Source organism: Bacteroidota bacterium (assembly GCA_018266835.1).
Lineage (GTDB): Bacteria > Bacteroidota > Ignavibacteria > Tepidaquicellales > Tepidaquicellaceae > JAFDZO01.
Genome location: JAFDZP010000005.1, coordinates 263,855 through 283,164, shown reverse-complemented (window position 1 = coordinate 283,164; position 19,310 = coordinate 263,855). Strand labels below are relative to the sequence as shown.

The following is a 19,310-nucleotide window of genomic DNA, read 5'->3' as shown; positions in this document are numbered from 1 at the left end:
TCAGGGATTACTGCTCAAACAATTCCCGCCGGTACTTATGCAAACCTTCAATCTGTAAACGCTGCAGGAGTAAATTTAAGCGGAACGGTAATAGTAACCGGAGCAGTAACTTTATCGGGACCATTGAATATCGGCCCGGCAACGCTTAATATTTGTAATCCATTATCGGGCACAATTACAAATCTTACAGGTACATCAAGTTCTAATCTTATCGTTTCAGGATTTATGCCGGGTATAACTATACCATCGAGCTTAACTGATTTGAATAATCTCAATATCAGCAACAATCAGATTGTTACTCTTGGCGGTAACTTAAATATTAACGGAACTCTTACGCTTGAACAAAGCGCTGCATTTTTAAATACTGGGGGAAATACAATAACAATCGGTTCAGGTGTTTCTAATCCGGGTGAAATAATCCGAAACGGCGGTTCGATAAGAGGAACAATCAAAAGATGGTTTTCAACCGGAGCAGCGTTGAATAAAATTTTTCCATTAGATAACGGTTCAGGCGCATTTGCCCAGGCAAAGATTTCATTTAATTCAGTTGCAACAGGCGGCACGCTGACTGCTACATTTCATAATTCAGGCTCAGGTTCATTGCCTTCGCAAGGGGACGGTAATTATATTCCTGCACCTGAAATGCATGTGAACCTCATTAATCTTGCGCCGCAATACTGGACAATATCAGCAGGGGACGGGCTTGCAGGATTTAATTACAATCTTGAGCTTACAGGAGATGCAATTCCGAATGTTTCAAATATTAATTATATCACAGTTATAAAAAGACATGACAGTTCAAATCCATGGGGATGGAATTATTCAAACTATATTCCTACCACGGGCACAACAATAAATCCTGTTTTATATTATCGCAACGGAACCTCATTTTCAGATTTTGGTGTGGCCGGAAACGTAGAAAATTTATTGCCCGTCGAACTTTCATCGTTCACCTCAAGTATAAATGGCAGTAACGTAAATTTAAGCTGGGCAACAAACTCAGAGCAGAATAATTCGGGATTCGATATAGAAAGAAAATCAGATGCATTGGTATGGAAAAAAATAGGCAACATAGTAGGACATGGAAACACTAACACTCCAAGCAATTATTCTTTTACAGATGTAAATAATACTTCAGGCAAATATAACTACAGATTAAAGCAGATAGATTTCAACGGCAACTTCCATTACTATGATTTAGCCAGTGAAGTCATAATCGGAGCTCCCAAAAAATTTGTGTTATCGCAGAACTTTCCTAATCCTTTTAATCCAACCACAAAAATAAATTACGAATTGCCGGTTACAAATTTCGTTTCATTGAAAATATTTGATATGAATGGAAGGGAAGTTGATCAACTTGTAAATGAAGTCCAGCAGGCAGGATATTATAATGTCAATTTTAACGCGGCAGGGCTTCCAAGCGGAACTTATTTTTATAAGCTGACTACAGATAAATTTTCAGATGTGAAGAAGATGGTGCTTATTAAGTAGAAGGTTGCAAAGTTAAAAGTTTATAAAGTAATGTCTCTTTAATTTTTAAGAAGGGGCATTGCTTTTATAAATAACTATCATAACTATAATCCATAACTCACAGCAGCTTTTCCATTTTTTCCAGAATATATTGTCTATGGTTAAAATTTTTCCCGTTTTTAGCAATTTCGTAAAGAAAGCCGTCAATTTTTTTCCCTTCCATTTCGCATTTTATTATTTCCTGAAAATATTTTAGTGATTCGGTAAAATTGACTGTAAATATTTCAGGCATATCTTTATTGTCATTATAATATTGTCTTAATGTCTGTACAGAGGAAAGCGCAGTTTCATATGCTTTCAGCTCTATATAGTTCATCAGATAATAAAAACGGATAGAAATTTTTTGCACCAGATGAACGAGTTTTAATTTGTTCAGGTAATTTAACGACTCTTCAAATTTTCCTTTCTTAAAACTTAAAATGCCGAGACAGTAGTTAAGCTCGCTCTCTCTGGTATCTTCTGCGAGGTAAGGCGCGTACTCATAAACAAAATTTTCCGCCCATTCATACTCCTTCAAAATTATAGCAGGCATAAATGCATCTCTGAAGCAGCCAATTGTGAAAACATTGCCTGAGTCATCAGGGAAGATTTTAAGTTCACGAAACAGATTTGCAAAGTCTAATATATCGCGGTAATATTTTCTGTCAGACCTTACCATTTTAACAAGGATTAAATCAATTGTCCTGAATATAAAAGTGTATGCTTCCCACTTCTCAACCTTATGAATTATATTGAAAATCTCTTTCTTTAAATCATATAATTGCTCTTCATTTATATCAGACTTCATATGATAGTAGAGCATGTAATTTATTTTTAAATAAGAATAATATTTATGGTTTTCCCTTTTTAAAGTTTCTAAAAATTTCTCCATGTCAAACACATTCAAGAATGCATCAACTATCATTATTCCTTTTTCAGAACTTATAGCTTCTTCAGTAGCAATAGAATAGGCTTCAGTATATGTTATTCTGAGGAACCTGGTTATCATGGACTCAGAAATTACTGTCAGAACATTCCTGTAATCCTGCTCTTTCGTTTCAGCGCCGGCATGCTGAAAATTATCTCTTTGAATAATATTTATTCTTTGATTGTATAAGAGCTTTATATGATCGGTAATCAGTCCTGTATCATGTTTGGCAATGCTTTTTTTTATAAATTTTGCAGAAGCGTCAAAGAGATTTTTTGCCGATAAGCTTTCAGCTGTAAGAAGGTCCAGCTCATAGCTTTTATTTGCGATCTCTTCATAGCCGATAAATTTTTTCAGGATGATACTGAAATCAGCATACAGATTTTTTATGCGTTTCTCTTTATATTCTTCATGAGGGAACATTTTTTTCCATATGTTCTTATATTCCAGTGCGGGCGATGAATAATCGGGACGGGCTTTCAAAACTATTTTATAAATTTTTTCAAGAGAGGCTGTGGAATTGTGATATGGGGAATTTATAAAATCGCCAAATCTTTTTAGTTCAGCTGAACTTAAACGTTTTAAAATCTCAACAGTTGTAGCAGAAAGCATAAAGCAATTTAGAAGTTCAGGTAATATTAAGAAACCGAATTCAGATAATAGAAATAAAACAGATGTAAAAGAATTCAGAATATAAATAAGACAGTTTAATAAACAGGTGAATATATTTACAGTTTAATGACCAACAAAAGGAATTTTAATTCAATCATTTTTATTTTATCTTGTATAGCTATAATTTGTATAGTTTAAAAAATTAAATTAGATAAACAAACGCACTATATAATCTATGCCTGTGATAAAAAAGAAAGATCTAACTGTACTTGAACAAACTTATTTACCTCAGATCGTAAAAGGTCTTGCTCAGACATTCAAGCAGATGTTCAAGCCGAAGTTTACACGTCAGTATCCTGAAGAGAGATGGGTTTCCCCGCCTTCATTCAGAGGACGTCCGGTACTTGTAGAAGAGAACGGAAAAGAAAGGTGCGTTGCATGCGGATTGTGCTCAAGGGTTTGCCCTGCGCTTGCTATTGAAGTCCAGGCAGGCGAGACACAACTTGAAAAAGAAAGATATCCTGAAAAGTTTGAAATAAATATGCTTCGCTGTATTTACTGCGGCTTTTGCGAAGAGGTCTGCCCTGAAGAAGCGATTGTAATGAGTGATGAATTTGAGCTGGTGTTTAACAATCAGCCCGAGGCAATTTATGGTAAAGATAAGCTTTTATTCCCGAAAGAAAGAGTTCAGAAAAGATTGGACTTTTTAAAAGAAAACAGGTAATTTGATATAATGAAAATCCGGTCCCTGATATTATCCTGTATATTTTTATTTGCGCTAAATGCCTATGCTATAGATACGCCTGAAACAGATAACCAGCTATCAGCATTTTCTGCGAAGGTAAAAAAGGGCGAGGTATCGCTCTCGTGGAAAATTTCCAATCCCAATAATCTTTATAAGTTCAGATTAGAATCACGTAAATCTTCAGAGGCTGCTTTTACAAAAGTAGATGACGTTCTGTTTACGGATTATCTAAAAAAAGACACGAAGGCAGAAGAGACTGTTTACTCATTCTCCTATAAAGATTCTAAAACAGAGAACGGTGTTTATTTCTACAGACTCACATTGCTTAATGCAAGTGATGCTGTTATATCCAATGAAGAGTTAAAGCTTGGCATCAGTGATATACCTGATTTCAAGCTGCATCAGAATACACCTAATCCATTTAATCCTTCTACACTTATTACATATGAGCTTAAGTCAGCTTCCAATGTCCGCCTGAGCGTATTTACTATGACTGGGCAGTTAGTTGCAAAGCTAATTGATGAGCAGCAGAGCGCGGGGAATTATACAGTCGAGTTTAATGCGATGAATTATCCCGAACTCTCAACGGGAATTTATTTCTATAAACTCGAGACTCAGTATTCATCGGATATAAAGAAGATGATATTGGCTAAGTAGAAAGTAGCAGGTAGAAAGTAGAAAGTAATTTTAGAGCCGCGGATAGCGGCTTTTTTATTGGCAAAAGTTTCGCGAAAATTTGGAGAGCGAAAATAAATTATTCTTAAAACATTAAGTTATTTCCAGATTATGTAAAGTCGATTTTATCCTATTGATTTAACATACAAATAATTGAACGAAATCTTAACTTTTTTTACTCAATTTTGAATTTTCATTTTCCCTTGAAATTACTCCTACCGACTCATTCCCAAGGGTGTAAATTTAGATTACTTTACCAGCACCATCTTCTTCACTTCTGAAAAATTCTCACCCGTCAGCTTGTAATAATATACTCCGCTTGGAAATTCAGAGCCATCAAAATTTATTTTATACTCGCCTGCATTTAAGTTTTCGTTTATGAGCTGCGATACTTCTCGTCCGTTTATATTAAAAACTTTCAGATTCACAAAATTATTTTTTGGAATCTGAAAGCTTATAGTGGTTGAAGGGTTAAAAGGGTTTGGGTAGTTTTGGTTCAGAGAAAATTTATCGGGGATTACTGATAAGCTGTTTTTTATACTTACAACTCCGGTTTCATTATATACCGCTAAGCCACCCGCATCTGTTGCAATCCATTTATTATAATATTTATCTATACTAATACTATTAATAAAATTACTCGGTAAGCCAGAATTTAAATCATTATATTTTGTCCAACTTTGATTGTTGAAATAATGAAGTCCGTCGTATTTTGTTCCGATATATTTTTTGTTTAATCTATCAACTCGAATACTATTTATGTCAGTGTTTCCATTTTCGAATAAAGTAGAATTAGAACTATCATACTTTGTAAAAGTAGTATCATTATAACTATATAATCCTCCCGAATTCTCAGACCCAATCCATTTTTTATTATTTTTATCGATTACAATTGTATAAATTTGATTTGCATTAAGCCCCGAATTTGTGTCGGTAAAAACAGTCCAGTTACCGTTAATAAATCTACACATTCCTCCTCCACTTGTTCCTATCCAGACTATTGAATCTTTTTCAATTGCAACAGATCTTACAAAATTATTAGAAAGTCCCGAGTTGGAAGTATTGTAAATGGTCCAATTTGTTCCATCGAACTTAAGCAGTCCCAAGTGCGTTGCAATCCATTTATTGTTATTTTGATCAATTGCTATATCAAAAATTAGATTTGAAGGTAATGGAGAATTAGAACTATTGTAAAGAGTCCATGAGGTCTCATTATATACTGCTATTCCGCCTTCAGTGGCTATCCATTTGTTATTGGAACCGTCTATTGCAATACAATGAATTCTATTGTTAGGAAGCGGAGAATTAGTTACGTTATAATTTATCCAATTATTACTGTATAATCTGTTTAATCCTCCCGAAGCTATCCATTTTACATCATTGGAATCAATTGCAACGCACAGAGGACCATATGAGGGCAAACCTGAATTAGATGGGTCATATACAACCCACTGTTGCGCTTGTGCAGTTAAGAAAATGAATGAGAAAAATAATATCAGAAGAAGTTTAAACATACACTTTTAAGTTTTCTACACGTATTAAAGTAAATTAAAGATATTTATAAATAATGAGTGAAAAATAATATTACTTCACCAGCACCATCTTCTTCACTTCTGAAAAATTATCACCCGCCAGTTTGTAATAATACACTCCGCTTGGAAATTCAGAGCCGTCGAAATTTATTTTATACTCGCCTGCGTTTAAGGTCTCATTCACAAGCTGCGATATTTCTTTTCCGTTTATATCAAAAATTTTCAGATTCACAAAATTATTTTTCGGAATCTGAAAAATTATAGTAGTTGATGGATTGAAGGGGTTGGGATAGTTTTGAGAAAGTTCAAAGGCTGTAGGGACAATAACGTAAGAATTATTAATACCAACTATACCGTTTTTATTAAATTCAAGTAATCCACTTGCTGTTGCTATCCATAGATTACCTAATTTATCTTCCTTTATATCGTAAATGTTAGTTCCATTTCCAATAACGGGTGGATTAGAATATACAAATTGTGTATCTGCAAATTCTGCCAAACCTGTTTCAGTACTATTAAAACCAATCCATTTGATATTTCTTTTATCTATAAATAGTCCTAATGGATGTGCAGAAATTAAATTAGAATTTTGAGGAGTCCAGTTCTGCCATGAATTACTTGAGGCATTATATTTACACAATCCTGAATAGGAAATATTAATCCAATAATTTCCAGTATTATCTTCTCTAATTTTTCTTATTATAGTTCCTCCAATTCCTGAGTTATTAGGACTAAACAAGGTCCATGTATTATCATTTGCCAGCTTATATAACCCATAGAAATCAAGACCGATCCATTTGTTGTTTTGTTTATCGACGTAGATTTCGGATGCCGTTGAGGGTCTTAAGGGAGAGTTTTTTGAGTCGTAAACAAACCAATTAGTCCCATCAAATTTGCTCAGTGAATTATAGATACACCATACAATATTATTTGTATCTATATTAACACTAAATTGATTTCCGTTTTCAATCCCTGAGTTCTGAGAATTATAATATGACCAGTTATTTTTTCTATCAAACTTCATCAATGCTCCTTCATTTCCTGATCCCTGTCTAAAAGCACACAACCATAAGTTTTCAAATTTATCTACTGACATAGACTTAACTAAATTTGATTTCATAGGTGAGTTTCCTGAGTTATAAGAACTGAAATTTATGCCGTCAAATCTTATCAAACCAAAATCACCTGAACCAATCCAAATAATACCGCTACTATCAATGTATAAATTAATTAAATTGTTGGTGGGAATATTTGAATTAGAAGAATTCCAAACTTTCCACTGTTGCGCTTGTACAGTTAAGAAAATGAATGAGAAAAATAATATCAGAAGAAGTTTAAACATACACTTTTAAGTTTTCTACACGTATTAAAGTATATTAAAGATAATTATAAATAATGAGTGAAAAATAATATTACTTCACCAGCACCATCTTCTTCACCTCTGAAAAATTATCAACCGTAAGCTTGTAATAATACACTCCGCTTGGAAGGGCAGCGCCGTTGAAATTTATTTTATACTCGCCTTCATTTAAATTTTCCTTCACAAGCTGTGATACTTCTCTTCCGTTAATATCGAAAACTTTTAAAGAAATAAATCCGGCAATGGGCAGCTGAAAACTTATAGTGGTTGAAGGGTTAAAGGGGTTGGGATAGTTTTGGTTTAAAGAAAAATTTTTAGGAATGTTTGTGGAAGTTTGTTCTATGAAAACATTACCGCCGTTTGTCGTCTTCAATATAAATGCATTCTGATAGTAGCCGCTTACTATAGCTGTATCTGCTCCGAAAAATTTCATATCATTTAGAACGCCATTCTCCCGCGAATAAATAACATTAAAATTTGTCCCCCCGTTTGTAGTCTTATAAATTTTTTGCTCTGATGTAAAGTAACCGATATTTGCATTGGAGAAGTGAATGGATAAATAATTATAATCCACAATATCAGTTCCTATTCTTTGCCAGCTCAATCCTGCATCTGATGTTTTTGCCAATGCCCCGCGGTTCTGATTATTATATTTGATCCCGGATAAAAATCCTGTATTAGCGTTTACAAAAAATATTCTTGCAAAACCTGTGCTATCTAAATTTGTTGCGATGCGCTTCCAGGAATTTCCGCCATCTGTGGTTTTTTCTATTAAATTTGAGTATCCTCCGCATGCATAACCTGTAAGCTGATTTACGAACATTGCATCATAAAGAGTATAGACTGAATCCGTTATGAGCATCCAGTTATCTCCGTGGTTTGTAGTTTTGTATATAGCAGAGCCGATTGCAAAACCGGTATTTGAATTTATGAATGTGTAATTGCAGATTTCCATCGCACCTGACTCCAGGTACTGCCAGTTGTATCCGCCGTTTGTTGTTCTTGCAATCCTGCTTAACCCTGTTGCAAAAAATCCTGTAGTTTCGTCTAAAAAATATAGACCAAGAACATATCCATCGAATAAAGGTCCGCTTATCTGCACCCAGTTAATCCCTCCGTTAGTTGTTTTATGGAAGGTAGGGAAAGCTGAGCCTGCAAATCCGGTCTGATTATTTATAAAATATATTTTATCGAAGCTTGATGCTATGCCGGGATTATACTGAATCCATTGCGCGTGAACGAAATTACATGTAACGAAGAATAGAGTTATTATAAGAATCTTTTTCATATTATTTTATCAGAATCATTTTTTTTGTTTCAGAAAAATTCTCACCCGTTAGCTTGTAATAATACACTCCGCTTGGAAGGGCAGCGCCGTTGAAATTTATTTTGTACTCACCTGCATTTAAGTTTTCGTTCACAAGCTGCGACACTTCTTTGCCGTTTATATCAAAAACTTTTAAGCTCACAAAATTATTTTTCGGAATCTGAAAAATTATAGTAGTTGATGGATTGAATGGGTTGGGATAATTTTGGTTAAGAGAAAATTTATCAGGTAGATTATTCCCGCTTGGAGTAATATTTACCGGCTGGGAGTATCGGATAGTTGCCCCTTTTTCCCAAAATGGCGGATTGAAATCAATTCCTGTTACAATTAAATCATTATTTTTTGCCAAGGCTAAATGATAAGGGAAATATCTAAAATTTAAAAACCCGTTATTTCTTGTAATTCTTAAAACCTGCCCTGAGGAAGAAATTTTCAGTATAACGAAGTCATAAATATTACCGGTGATAATTTCTCCGCAAGCATAAATATTTCCGAGAGAATCAATTACAGAGTTTCGTAAAATCCCATTGCTGCCCGGTATTAAATTATCCACTCTGTTTATCCACAGTTCATTACCGGTTGACTTATCTAATTTAATTATAGCTAACGTATTGGTACTACTGAACTGAGCATCTTTCATAGTGCTTGAAATAACCGGGTTATTATCGTTATCAATCAAAATATGAGGATAATAGCCGTAATATAGAACATCATTATTTATTGCAACAGGTCCGGGCAGTTCTTTTAGCCATTTTAAATTGCCGGCATAATCATATTTATAAATTGAAAGTACTACTCCGTTCAGCGTCTCTTCCCTGTAAAAGCAGACATAAAGTGATGAATCTTTGGAAGATTGCAAAGCGTATGGGTTGCCCCTATAATTTAATTCCTTCGTCCAAAAAATATTATGAGTAGTATCGGCAAAAGATATAAATGAATTTTTAATATCATTTATTGATAATTCAGAAAAAATGAAAACTTTATTATCAGCGGTAAGATTATATCTTTCGATTCCTGCATTCATATTGTTAATTACAATAAAAATTGAATCGATAATTTCTCCGGCCGGGTTAAATTTATAAAGACATTTTCCGTTTGTATAGCTGGCCCCGTTTGAATATATAGTCCCTGTTGAAGTTAAATTTACTTCCTGGAAATACTGATAATCGTAATAGCCTATTCTCTTTTTCCATATTTGATTGCCTTCTGTATTTAACTTAAAAAGATTCATTGTCCATAAGCTGCTATCAAATTGTGAGCATAAAAAATATAAAAACTTATCTGAACTATATTTTATGCTTAGTGGAAATTCCTTCCTGGAAATATCCAATCCGAAATTCTTGATCCAGATAGTTTCTCCGTATTTATTGATTTTTTGTATGAAGGGGTCACGAGGAGGACTTTCTGTGTATGTTAATCTCGCCGCCTCCTCCATGACATAGGTATTAGAACTGTCATCAACCACCATTCCCATAGGAAAAATCCCAAGACTATCCTTTACGCCATAATAATTTTGCCACTGGGGAGTCATCTGAGCGAAGGAGGGAAGGGAAATGAGGAGAACGAGTAATAAAATAATTTTTTTCATAAGTTTTTGCTTGGTTTCCCCCTCCTTACTAAGGAGGGGGCAGGGGGTGGTTATCAATTCAAACTTTAACTATCCGTTATAGACCCCACCCTATCCCTCCCCTTCGCAGGGGAGGGGAAACACTCACTTTACCAAAATCAATTTCTTTGTTTCAGAAAAATTATTTGAAATTAATTTGTAATAATAGACACCGCTTGAAAGTTTTGAAGCATTGAACATTACCGAGTAACTTCCAGCGGTTTGATTTTCATTAGCCAGAGTTTCAACTTCATTCCCTTTTGAATCGAACACTTTAATAGTAACGTGCTCTGAATTTTTTATTTTATATTTAATTGTTGTAGATGGATTAAACGGATTTGGATAATTCTGATACAGTTCAAATTTATCCGGTATTTCGGAGGATGTCTGAGAAATAAAAACAACTCCGCCGTTAGTCGTTTTGAGAAGATTATTAGTGCTTGTTGTAATCCATCCGGTATTTTCATTGGTAAATTCTATATCCATCAGACCGTATGACGGGTCTATTGTAATAGCAGTCCAGTTTATTCCTGTGTTAGTTGTTTTAAATAAATTTCCTGCGCCGCCGCACGCCCATCCGGTTTGATTGTTAATAAACTTAATATCTCTCATAAGAGAAGTGCCCGGATTTGTTTTTTCCCAAGTAATTCCGCTATCAGTTGTTTTGCAAATCATTCCTCCGGTACCGGTAAGGAAGCCTGTAGATTCATTGATAAAATCCATGCCGTAAGCCATAGTAGAAATTGAAGGCGCAAAGTTGCTTTGAGGCAGCCAGTTAAGTCCGCCGTTAGTTGTCTTACATATACTTTTCATTCCTGCAACCCAACCGGTGTTGTCATTTAAAAAATCCATGCAGAACATTGCATATACAGTATCGACAAGATTTACGGTAATAAAATTTAATCCGCCATCAGTAGTCTTTGAAACAAATCTGCTTCCTGCAATCCAGCCTGTATTTACATTAATAAATTTCATTACTAACCCGTTTATATTATTTGGTAGCTGCAACCAGTTATTACCACCATTTGTAGTTTTAAATATCTCACCACTGCTTTGACAAAAATAACCTGTATTCGAACTTAAAAATGAAAGACTGAAAAATGCATTCACATCTAAAGTTGTTGTTTTCTGAACCCAGCTATTTCCTGCATCATTAGTTTTATAAATAGCATTAGCTAAAAGAAATCCTGTATTTGCATCAGTAAAATTTAATCGAGTTGTCTTTGTGATATTAGAGGGAAGAGTCACAACCTGCCACGCACTTTGTGAAAAAGAGATATTTGAGAGTAAAAATAAAACGAGGGTTAGCGTGATTTTTTTCATGTTCATATTTATTTACTCAAATATGAATTAAATACTATTTACAAGCAAAGATTTTTTTCGCAGTTTATTAGAAATATAACATATTGATAATAAATGATTTGTAAGAAAATTGATATTTTTTATTTAAATTGCTGAGTATGCATTTATGTGTCATCTTTGACATTGGTGTCGGTTTAAGTTATAAATTAATTGAATTTTAATAATTTTTTCACAGTCTGTTTTGGCATAACGATTGTTTAACAGGTGGTTAGAGATTAAGAAATAAATCAAACAAAAAACTAATATGAAAAACTTTAAACAAATTATTTTCGCTGCTCTCCTCACGGCGGTAACTTTTATTTTTATAAACAGCTCGCCATTAAAAGCTCAGGATGCAAGCGCTGTGACCGATACTTATATGCAGGACGGTCCGAGCCTTTACGTAGTTGTTCAGCGCTCAGATATGTGCACAATGTGCGAGGATAACTATGACAGATGGAATAAAGAAGTAATAGGATACTACTCAGGAAGACCATCAATTATTTTTATGAACTACGATATCACAAACGATAAGACAATTGAAAACACAAAAGCAGATATTGATAAATACGGACTGACAGACTTGGTAAATGCTAACAAACGCCCAGGAAGAGTTTTACTTATTGATCCGAACACAAAACAAATTGTAAAAATGCTTGATGTTGACCTTGCAACTACTGATATACAGAATTATATAAATGAAGCAGCTCCTATGAAACATAAAGCAACAAAATAAATTATATTTTTTACGAGGTGATAAATGCCGTCTTTGAGTGAAATTGAGGCGGCATTTATTTTTTTGACATTAAAGTTACTACAGGACATCGATGACAAATTTTATAAATGATACACTCAAAATCTGAGTATTTTTATGGAATAATTTCGGCACGCAGGTTGTAAAACATATGAGTAAGAAGGATAATTTATAACATAAAATCACATGGGGTAAAACATGAAGAAGAAACAAATCTTAAGCCTGTTCCTTAGCTTAATCGCACTGATCGTTTTTAATGTTAACGCAAAGGCACAAACTGATGGAAATATCAGTCCACGCCTTTATGTAATCACACAAAGCTCTGCCAACTGTTTAATATGTACCGATAATCAGACACGATGGAATACAGAAGTAAGAAATTATTATTCAAATGATCCAAGCGTAATATTTCTGAACTATGACTTAACAGATGACAAGACAATGGCAACAACACGCGCCGACCTTGATAAGTACGGAATCTATAATTCGATTTCTTCTTATAATACACCTGGAAGCGTAATACTGGTTGACCCGGTCACAAAACAAGTTGTAGGTACAACAACAATAAGCTCATCTACACAGGATATACTGAAATCGATTAACGGAGGAAATCCCTCCCCTTCGAAATAATTGATTTCTCCTTAAACAGAAGAAGACCCGTAAATCATTTGAGAGTGGCTTACGGGTCTTTGTTATTACTAATGTGACTGACATGATATTGACACTGCGACATGATTGACGAAAAAATAAATCCGTTCTGCAAAATTAAACGTATTTTGCATAAATACTTTGGCACAAATATTGGAATTAAATAAAGCAACAGCAAAACATTAAAACCGCAAATGAAAACAATAGAGTATGTAATCCTGACAGTAATTTTGAGCTTAGTAGTTTTCCAGACATCGGCAGCTGCGCAGACACCGAATCCGACTTTATATGTAATCGTTCAGCACACAGATGATAGTCCGGCTTACAATGCAAACTATGACAGGATTCAACAGGATATAATGAGCAGATATACGAAAAATACCAAGGTTGTTTTTATTTCTTATGATGTTACAAACGATGCAATGACTGCAAACTTAAAAGGGGATTTTGACTGGTACGCTGTTTACAATGCTGCATATGCAAATAACGGAGAGGAAGGAATTATCATAATGGACCCTGCAAGCAAGCAGGTAATATCAAGATATAATCTGGACGCCGGTACAAAGGATATATTGAAATCTATAGCTGAGGGTTCGCAAATGATTGCGCGCTCAAATCAGTAAGAAGATTTCCAGTTTTACACAAGAGAGCAAAATACCCGTGGGCTAAGATAGTAGTTCATGGGTTTTTTGTTTTAAAGGGGGTAATTCAAAAATATCTTTTAAATTTAATTTAAAATATCAATGGAAACTACAAAACAAACCGCCACTAAATCAGGATTCACCGAAGCGGGAATAATGACTCAGCCGCCTGATTATATTTTGAGAGATAAAACAGATGAACCAAATGCTTCTGATTATATGAATGATTCCATTGTTAATGATGAAGGACCTGCAGGAACAGATGAGGATAAAGAATGGGTACAGAGAAAAACAAATGAGACAATGATGTAAACCTTAGAATACTTTGGTAAAATTAGAATGACCGGTGGAATTTTATTTCACAGGTCATTTTTTTATGTATTAAATTTTTATATTAAATAAACTAGGGAACGAGGAATTGATTTCGGATTTGATAAGGATTTGTTGGGCAAAAAAAAAAATTGCTTCCCGGCGGAATATCCCTCAGGTAACAAATACAGTATGGGAGCAGTATGCCGGAAAGCAATTAAAATTAATTATATAACGCTTCTTGAAGTATGGTCAAGTGTAGCGCGTTCTTTGGTGTTTTCAGTTATTGTGTTTTCATCGCCGAAGTTTTCAGCTTCGTTAATGCTAACTCCGTGAGAGTCCTTTGCGCCGCCTTCATCTCTTCCTTTTTCTAAATTCTCCTCGCGTTTTTTTCTATCTACTTCTCCGCCCATCTCTTCAGTTTCTTTTTGCTTGTAACCGTTATCTGTGTTAACATCCTTTGAAGATGGCAAACGGCTTGCAGAATCGTTAATAGCAGTATCGCTTTGGTTCTCTAAGCTGTCGTTATACTCTCTTTGTTTTTCCTTAGCGGAGTCGCTGCCGGGCTGATTTGAGTTGTGATTATTTGTTTCCATTTTATTTTTATTTAATTGCTTTTTGTTCAAAATGAACTGAGCCCCGTATTAGCAGAGCTCAGTTCTTTAAAAAGGCATTGGTTAATTAACCTCTTGAGCTTGCAAAAATTACTATCATAAGAGTAAGAATTGCGCATACAACAAACATAACTCTGCCAGAATTAAATAATCTGTCAGGCATTCTGTAATTCCTCGGGTTCGAGTAATGAAGTTCTGTGTTCATGGTTTTGTACGTTTAGTTTTAGGGGCAGAGCCGGGGAGTGCCGAATGCATATACTATTTGCACATAGTGTTCCTATGGCATGGTAAAATTTCGCTGAAAGTAACGTTTTTTTTGATTCTACTTAGACAGGCATGACGATTTATAGTAGTTGTGTCAGAGGTATTTTCCTCCCCTCGTTTACAAGGAGGGGGGATTAAGAGGTGGATTAAGGGGGTGGTTCAAATCTTTACTCCATCACAAAAGCTTTCATAACAACAACAAGTATAAGCAGCATTACTGAGAGGGAAATGAGAAGAAAGTTCAGATGGAAAACGAATGACTGATATCTGAACAGATGAACGTCACGAAATTTATAATAGAAGAAAATAAAAATCGCCGCAACAACAGGTGAGCCGTAGAGATAGTATTTAAGGAAGTCCGAAAAGAAGATTGTCCGCGGCAGATACTCGGTAAAAAATATCCCTCCGAAGAAAATCAGGATGAACGCAAGATTTATGAGTGTGATTATCGGAAGAAATATTTTAGCGTACAGGGGTTTCATATATCACAATGTAACTCTTTTGGATTTGAGATTTAAGAGAGAAAGATTGAGAGTTCTTCTATGATGTACGACATTATAAAACATAAAGCACCGAAATTGACAGTTATGTCTCAGCAGCTTTTTAATTGTTCACTTTACCTGCCATTCTTAACAGCTATATTGGCATATTCTATGTACGTATTAATACTAACGCACCACTTATTAAACTCAAAATGAAAAATTCAAAGCGAACCATTATTGCAAATCTACTTGCTGTAATTTCCTTTTTTACTTTTATAACTGCAAATGTAAACGCGCAGAATGCAGAAACATTTGATGGCAAAGAGCCTAAGACAACCAATTCACTCTATGTTGTTCTGCAGCGCTCAGATATGTGCGAGATGATGAATGATAACTACACCAGATGGAATACAGAAGTTGTAAATTATTACTCGGATAGACCTTCGATAGTTTTTTTAAGCTACGATATTACTGATGAAAACACTATCGATGCTACGAAGACAGATGTGCAGAACTACGGACTTTTGTATCTCCTAAATGCAAATAAGGCACCGGGAAGAGTGTTTTTAATTGACCCGAACCATCAGCAGATTGTTAATATGCTGGATGTACATCTTACTTCAGAGGAGTTGAAGGATGCTATCAGTAAGGAATCTCCGTATCATGAACAGGCAGAGGCCGGGTTTTAAGAAGTTGTATGCGGGGCGAAAACCCCGAGTTGTTTTATCACTACACTGTCATTCCCGCGAAGGCGGGAATCCAGTCATAAATAATAATTTAACTTGAAAAATAATAGTTATTGGTCAGGAAGACCAATATAGGCTGAAACAATCATTTCCTAAGAAAACTGAATGTGGAATAGAAAATTATTTGTTAAATGGGTTTGTCGGCTTAATTTCCTGAACAGAACTCATTAAATACTTTATCATTCTTACTTTTTGAATTCCATCTTCCCAAAAGACTCTTTGTACTATTTTAAATTTAGAAGGAAGATTGTTAATAAAAACTATATAAGAATCGTTTATTCTTATTGGAACTAGAACAACAATATCTTTTTTTTGCAAAAGATTTGCCCTTTTTCGTGTAGAAGCCACAATTCCATTATTAAAAAAATAATCCACAAATTTTGTGATTAAGTCTTCGTCATCCTCAAGTCTGATTTCATTAACTTCTTCTTCAAAGTGCTTTAAGAAGTATTTATTATCTTCACGATACCATTTTGTAAATAAACTTAAATTATCATAACCTTCTCTTTTTGATTTGAAAAGATCTTGCACTTCCTTAAACCAATCTTCAATATGTGTGTAATCATCTTTTGTTAATAGTTGTTTGTCACATAGAATTTTTTGTTTGTTTCCCTCAAGAGCATGGGTTTGAAACCCCATGCTTAAGAGATAGTTCTCGTCGTTTTTTTCGAAAACAAACAGTGCTTCGCTATTAATTTCCCGACATAATTTTCGTATGATGTCATAATTAATTGTTTTTTTACTGTCTATTAAATCATCGAATAGCTCCGCTGTAAAATCAAATATTCTCTTAATTCTAATTTTTGTTTCTGCTTGAAAAATAACAGCAACAACAATAAAAAAAATGGATACAATTATTAACTGCTTAAATGCTTGCCAGTTAGCAAATCCGTCACGTGCCTCAAGGTATTTATTAAAATTACTCGCATTTTTTAATTCATCAATATTAACTACTTGAATATTTTCTATTCGAATAAGATGATAAAAATTTGAAATTGCTTCGAAAACCGGTAAAGTTGAAATTAAAATTATTGATAAAATGCTTATACTTGTAATTATGATAGTCTTAAACGAAAGATATCGCCTAGCGACCGTAGAGATTGGAATTAGGAACAATAGCCAGTTAGGATTTTTAATTCCGCCATAATAAGTAAAAATTACAATTGCAAGTGCAAGGTCAACTAGTATACGAACTCTTCTCCAAGAATATTTATGATAAGAAATTCTATCATAAGTAGTAACTATGAAAACGAAGTATATAAAATATAGTATTGTTGGATATGGTGGATATACAGTTGTAAAAAATACTGTAGAAAGACATAAAGTAAATAAAGTTCTAAAAAGAGCACTTGTAGTTGGACAGTATTTATAGAAATTATACCAAGGCGATTTTATCTTTTTTGATTTATTAATGTTTGTATACTGTAAAAAAAGGACACATATTATGGAGGCATAATAAATCATTACTTGATAAGATCTATCAATACCAGTAAATGATGATATTGTTGCTATTAACGCACTTCCAATAGTACTGAAAAAGCAGAACAATGAAAATGGGGTCCAGCTATTGTTATTTTGTTCAATTTCAGGTGCAGCTTCAGTCATTTTTTTAAAAATATTTTAAAAACATTAACGATAAAGTTTTCAATTATCCTTGGAATGGTAACCCAAAAAAATGGATCAGTTTTTGGATTTAATGGTCTTTGATAAATAGTATAGATTTCAACATTATTAGCTCCCATAATATCAGTAAAAATTCGATCTCCTACCATTGCTGTATCAGATGCTTTTGTTTCTAATATATTTAGAGCTGCCATAAATGCTTTTGGCGATGGCTTTTTCTCATCTGAATATGTAAGCGGAATTCCAAGTTGCCTTTGTATTTCACTCAATCTTTCAAATTTTTCTTTAGTCTTCGGAAAATTGGAAAGCATACAACACTTTGTTGTTTTTGTAATTTCAAGAATTTCATTTTTTATATCTAAATCTACTATTGTTTCACCGTAAGGTACTATTGTTTGATCTACATCAAAAATCACTCCTTTAAAATTTTGATTTTTTATTATTCCCATTACCTCAGAAATTGTTTCTGCCCTATCTTTTGCAATTAAATTTCGGGGTTTTAAAAACAATTTCAGGTTTTTAAAGAAGTCAATATTAAATAAAGCAATACTCATTTGGTTGACTGAACAGATATTTTAATTAGAATTATTAAGAAAATATTGAATTTTAAAACTAAACTACAAAATGAATATTTCATACTTGAACATATGAAAAATAGTTTAATTATACAGAGAAAAAAAACTTTAGATGTTGGTAAATTATCATTGGAAAAATTTTATCCTCGAAATAATCATACAAATTTTGAGTTAAATAAAAGTTTTTTCAAAAAAAAATATATTTTCTGTTGGTAATTGGAGATTGGAATGTGGAATATTTCTTTGAGCACATGATTAATCAGGTGCAAGTGAGCTCTAGCACCTGCAAGGAAGGAAATCCATCCTACAACTCCTTATAAAAAATCAAACTATATATTAGAGAACCGAGGAGGAAGAAGAGATATAGAAAATTAAAATACAGCATCCACTTTGAAAAGCGGGCGCGGAGATATTTTTTGTAAGCGGCATAAACTCCGGCATAAACGATTAACATAATAGGGGAGACGAGCGAGTAAATCCCGATGCCGTACCCGGGCCAGAAGAGCCAGAACTGTGTCTGCGTAAGCAGCACAACAATAAAGCACAAAAGCGTGTAAACGCTTCCGATTGTAACAAGGTAGATGAAAGTATCTACCGCTATATTTTTTTTAGTTTCCATTCTAATGATATTAAACGCAAAGTGCGCAAAGGTTCACGCAGAGACCGCTAAGAAAATCTGTTATACTTTAAATAAACTAATATTTAATTGCTTTGTGTGCTTCGCGAAAAACTTTGCTTATGTAGTTAAACGCAAAATACGCAAAGGTTCACGCAGAGACCGCTAAGAAAATCTGTTATACTTTAAATAAACTAATATTTAATTGCTTTGTGTGCTTCGCGAAAAACTTTGCTTATGTAGTTAAACGCAAAATACGCAAAGGTTCACGCACAGACCGCTAAGAAAATCTGATATATTTTAAATAAATTTATATTTAATTGCTTTGCGTGCTTCGCGAAAAACTTTGCTTATGTAGTTAAACGCAAAGTACGCAAAGGTTCACGCAGAGACCGCTGAGAAA

Annotated in this window: 20 protein-coding genes; 8 read left to right on the top strand and 12 right to left on the bottom strand. The window is 34.0% G+C overall.

The features are described 5' to 3' along the window. The first annotated feature begins 642 nt into the window (after positions 1-642). Positions 643-1,491 (top strand): T9SS type A sorting domain-containing protein, encoded by an 849-nt coding sequence (locus tag JST55_14085; protein ID MBS1494639.1) that lies wholly within the window; start codon positions 643-645, stop codon positions 1,489-1,491. Between the two features lie 97 nt (positions 1,492-1,588). On the opposite strand, the gene JST55_14080 is transcribed toward JST55_14085, so the two are convergent. Next, a complete protein-coding gene (locus JST55_14080) occupies positions 1,589-3,049 on the bottom strand; it encodes a hypothetical protein (protein ID MBS1494638.1) in 1,461 nt (486 codons plus the stop codon). Between the two features lie 235 nt (positions 3,050-3,284). On the opposite strand from JST55_14080, the gene nuoI reads away from it, so the two are divergent. Both nuoI and JST55_14070 read left to right on the top strand, forming a co-directional pair. Then, positions 3,285-3,773, top strand: a complete 489-nt coding sequence (nuoI, locus tag JST55_14075; protein MBS1494637.1) for an NADH-quinone oxidoreductase subunit NuoI — start codon at positions 3,285-3,287, stop codon at positions 3,771-3,773. Positions 3,774-3,782: 9 nt separating this feature from the next. Further along, positions 3,783-4,451 (top strand): T9SS type A sorting domain-containing protein, encoded by a 669-nt coding sequence (locus JST55_14070; GenBank protein ID MBS1494636.1) that lies wholly within the window; start codon positions 3,783-3,785, stop codon positions 4,449-4,451. Between the two features lie 266 nt (positions 4,452-4,717). On the opposite strand, the gene JST55_14065 is transcribed toward JST55_14070, so the two are convergent. The 5 genes from JST55_14065 to JST55_14045 all read right to left on the bottom strand — a co-directional run bounded on the left by JST55_14065 (position 4,718) and on the right by JST55_14045 (position 11,617). Beyond that, positions 4,718-5,983, bottom strand: a complete 1,266-nt coding sequence (locus tag JST55_14065) for a T9SS type A sorting domain-containing protein (GenBank protein ID MBS1494635.1) — start codon at positions 5,981-5,983, stop codon at positions 4,718-4,720. Positions 5,984-6,053: 70 nt separating this feature from the next. Beyond that, positions 6,054-7,343 (bottom strand): T9SS type A sorting domain-containing protein, encoded by a 1,290-nt coding sequence (locus tag JST55_14060; GenBank protein ID MBS1494634.1) that lies wholly within the window; start codon positions 7,341-7,343, stop codon positions 6,054-6,056. A gap of 70 nt (positions 7,344-7,413) precedes the next feature. Then, positions 7,414-8,649 carry a T9SS type A sorting domain-containing protein gene (locus JST55_14055; GenBank protein MBS1494633.1) on the bottom strand — a complete coding sequence of 412 codons (1,236 nt, stop codon included), beginning with the start codon at positions 8,647-8,649 and terminating at the stop codon, positions 7,414-7,416. A gap of 1 nt (position 8,650) precedes the next feature. Then, positions 8,651-10,276 carry a T9SS type A sorting domain-containing protein gene (locus JST55_14050; GenBank protein MBS1494632.1) on the bottom strand — a complete coding sequence of 542 codons (1,626 nt, stop codon included), beginning with the start codon at positions 10,274-10,276 and terminating at the stop codon, positions 8,651-8,653. A gap of 123 nt (positions 10,277-10,399) precedes the next feature. Then, on the bottom strand, positions 10,400-11,617 hold the full coding sequence (locus JST55_14045) for a T9SS type A sorting domain-containing protein (protein ID MBS1494631.1): 1,218 nt from the start codon (positions 11,615-11,617) through the stop codon (positions 10,400-10,402). Positions 11,618-11,900: 283 nt separating this feature from the next. Here JST55_14045 and JST55_14040 point away from each other — a divergent pair, with 283 nt between their 5' ends. From JST55_14040 to JST55_14025, 4 genes are all read left to right on the top strand, one after another. Then, a complete protein-coding gene (locus JST55_14040) occupies positions 11,901-12,371 on the top strand; it encodes a hypothetical protein (GenBank protein ID MBS1494630.1) in 471 nt (156 codons plus the stop codon). Between the two features lie 216 nt (positions 12,372-12,587). Continuing rightward, on the top strand, positions 12,588-13,019 hold the full coding sequence (locus JST55_14035) for a hypothetical protein (protein ID MBS1494629.1): 432 nt from the start codon (positions 12,588-12,590) through the stop codon (positions 13,017-13,019). Positions 13,020-13,231: 212 nt separating this feature from the next. After that, a complete protein-coding gene (locus JST55_14030) occupies positions 13,232-13,660 on the top strand; it encodes a hypothetical protein (GenBank protein MBS1494628.1) in 429 nt (142 codons plus the stop codon). 120 nt (positions 13,661-13,780) lie between these two features. Next, the gene (locus JST55_14025) at positions 13,781-13,990 is read left to right on the top strand and encodes a hypothetical protein (GenBank protein MBS1494627.1); all 210 of its coding nucleotides are present in this window, start codon (positions 13,781-13,783) and stop codon (positions 13,988-13,990) included. A gap of 224 nt (positions 13,991-14,214) precedes the next feature. Here JST55_14025 and JST55_14020 read toward each other — a convergent pair whose 3' ends face one another. The 3 genes from JST55_14020 to JST55_14010 form a co-directional block, all read right to left on the bottom strand. Beyond that, entirely contained in the window at positions 14,215-14,583 is a 369-nt protein-coding gene (locus JST55_14020) for a hypothetical protein (protein MBS1494626.1), read from the bottom strand. 85 nt (positions 14,584-14,668) lie between these two features. After that, positions 14,669-14,806: a hypothetical protein gene (locus JST55_14015; protein MBS1494625.1), complete on the bottom strand. Its 138-nt coding sequence runs from the start codon at positions 14,804-14,806 to the stop codon at positions 14,669-14,671. Between the two features lie 226 nt (positions 14,807-15,032). Continuing rightward, entirely contained in the window at positions 15,033-15,347 is a 315-nt protein-coding gene (locus tag JST55_14010; GenBank protein MBS1494624.1) for a hypothetical protein, read from the bottom strand. A 212-nt stretch (positions 15,348-15,559) separates the two neighbouring features. On the opposite strand from JST55_14010, the gene JST55_14005 reads away from it, so the two are divergent. Continuing rightward, positions 15,560-16,036 carry a hypothetical protein gene (locus JST55_14005; protein MBS1494623.1) on the top strand — a complete coding sequence of 159 codons (477 nt, stop codon included), beginning with the start codon at positions 15,560-15,562 and terminating at the stop codon, positions 16,034-16,036. A 177-nt stretch (positions 16,037-16,213) separates the two neighbouring features. Here JST55_14005 and JST55_14000 read toward each other — a convergent pair whose 3' ends face one another. The 3 genes from JST55_14000 to JST55_13990 form a co-directional block, all read right to left on the bottom strand. Further along, positions 16,214-17,698 (bottom strand): hypothetical protein, encoded by a 1,485-nt coding sequence (locus tag JST55_14000; protein MBS1494622.1) that lies wholly within the window; start codon positions 17,696-17,698, stop codon positions 16,214-16,216. Beyond that, positions 17,695-18,270 carry an HAD hydrolase-like protein gene (locus JST55_13995; GenBank protein MBS1494621.1) on the bottom strand — a complete coding sequence of 192 codons (576 nt, stop codon included), beginning with the start codon at positions 18,268-18,270 and terminating at the stop codon, positions 17,695-17,697. The genes JST55_14000 and JST55_13995 overlap by 4 nt, the downstream gene beginning before the upstream one ends. A gap of 325 nt (positions 18,271-18,595) precedes the next feature. Beyond that, positions 18,596-18,910 carry a hypothetical protein gene (locus tag JST55_13990; GenBank protein MBS1494620.1) on the bottom strand — a complete coding sequence of 105 codons (315 nt, stop codon included), beginning with the start codon at positions 18,908-18,910 and terminating at the stop codon, positions 18,596-18,598. Positions 18,911-19,310: the final 400 nt, after the last annotated feature.

Bases quoted from the DNA above. Each gene is read 5' to 3' on its own strand.
- JST55_14055 (MBS1494633.1), bottom strand. From the start codon at position 8,649: ATGAAAAAGATTCTTATAATAACTCTATTCTTCGTTACATGTAATTTC.
- JST55_14015 (MBS1494625.1), bottom strand. From the start codon at position 14,806: ATGAACACAGAACTTCATTACTCGAACCCGAGGAATTACAGAATGCCT.
- JST55_14035 (MBS1494629.1), top strand. From the start codon at position 12,588: ATGAAGAAGAAACAAATCTTAAGCCTGTTCCTTAGCTTAATCGCACTG.
- JST55_13990 (MBS1494620.1), bottom strand. From the start codon at position 18,910: ATGGAAACTAAAAAAAATATAGCGGTAGATACTTTCATCTACCTTGTT.
- JST55_14065 (MBS1494635.1), bottom strand. From the start codon at position 5,983: ATGTTTAAACTTCTTCTGATATTATTTTTCTCATTCATTTTCTTAACT.
- nuoI (MBS1494637.1), top strand. From the start codon at position 3,285: ATGCCTGTGATAAAAAAGAAAGATCTAACTGTACTTGAACAAACTTAT.
- JST55_14070 (MBS1494636.1), top strand. From the start codon at position 3,783: ATGAAAATCCGGTCCCTGATATTATCCTGTATATTTTTATTTGCGCTA.
- JST55_14060 (MBS1494634.1), bottom strand. From the start codon at position 7,343: ATGTTTAAACTTCTTCTGATATTATTTTTCTCATTCATTTTCTTAACT.
- JST55_14000 (MBS1494622.1), bottom strand. From the start codon at position 17,698: ATGACTGAAGCTGCACCTGAAATTGAACAAAATAACAATAGCTGGACC.
- JST55_14005 (MBS1494623.1), top strand. From the start codon at position 15,560: ATGAAAAATTCAAAGCGAACCATTATTGCAAATCTACTTGCTGTAATT.
- JST55_14020 (MBS1494626.1), bottom strand. From the start codon at position 14,583: ATGGAAACAAATAATCACAACTCAAATCAGCCCGGCAGCGACTCCGCT.
- JST55_14025 (MBS1494627.1), top strand. From the start codon at position 13,781: ATGGAAACTACAAAACAAACCGCCACTAAATCAGGATTCACCGAAGCG.
- JST55_14010 (MBS1494624.1), bottom strand. From the start codon at position 15,347: ATGAAACCCCTGTACGCTAAAATATTTCTTCCGATAATCACACTCATA.
- JST55_14050 (MBS1494632.1), bottom strand. From the start codon at position 10,276: ATGAAAAAAATTATTTTATTACTCGTTCTCCTCATTTCCCTTCCCTCC.
- JST55_14085 (MBS1494639.1), top strand. From the start codon at position 643: ATGCATGTGAACCTCATTAATCTTGCGCCGCAATACTGGACAATATCA.
- JST55_13995 (MBS1494621.1), bottom strand. From the start codon at position 18,270: ATGAGTATTGCTTTATTTAATATTGACTTCTTTAAAAACCTGAAATTG.
- JST55_14040 (MBS1494630.1), top strand. From the start codon at position 11,901: ATGAAAAACTTTAAACAAATTATTTTCGCTGCTCTCCTCACGGCGGTA.
- JST55_14045 (MBS1494631.1), bottom strand. From the start codon at position 11,617: ATGAAAAAAATCACGCTAACCCTCGTTTTATTTTTACTCTCAAATATC.
- JST55_14030 (MBS1494628.1), top strand. From the start codon at position 13,232: ATGAAAACAATAGAGTATGTAATCCTGACAGTAATTTTGAGCTTAGTA.
- JST55_14080 (MBS1494638.1), bottom strand. From the start codon at position 3,049: ATGCTTTCTGCTACAACTGTTGAGATTTTAAAACGTTTAAGTTCAGCT.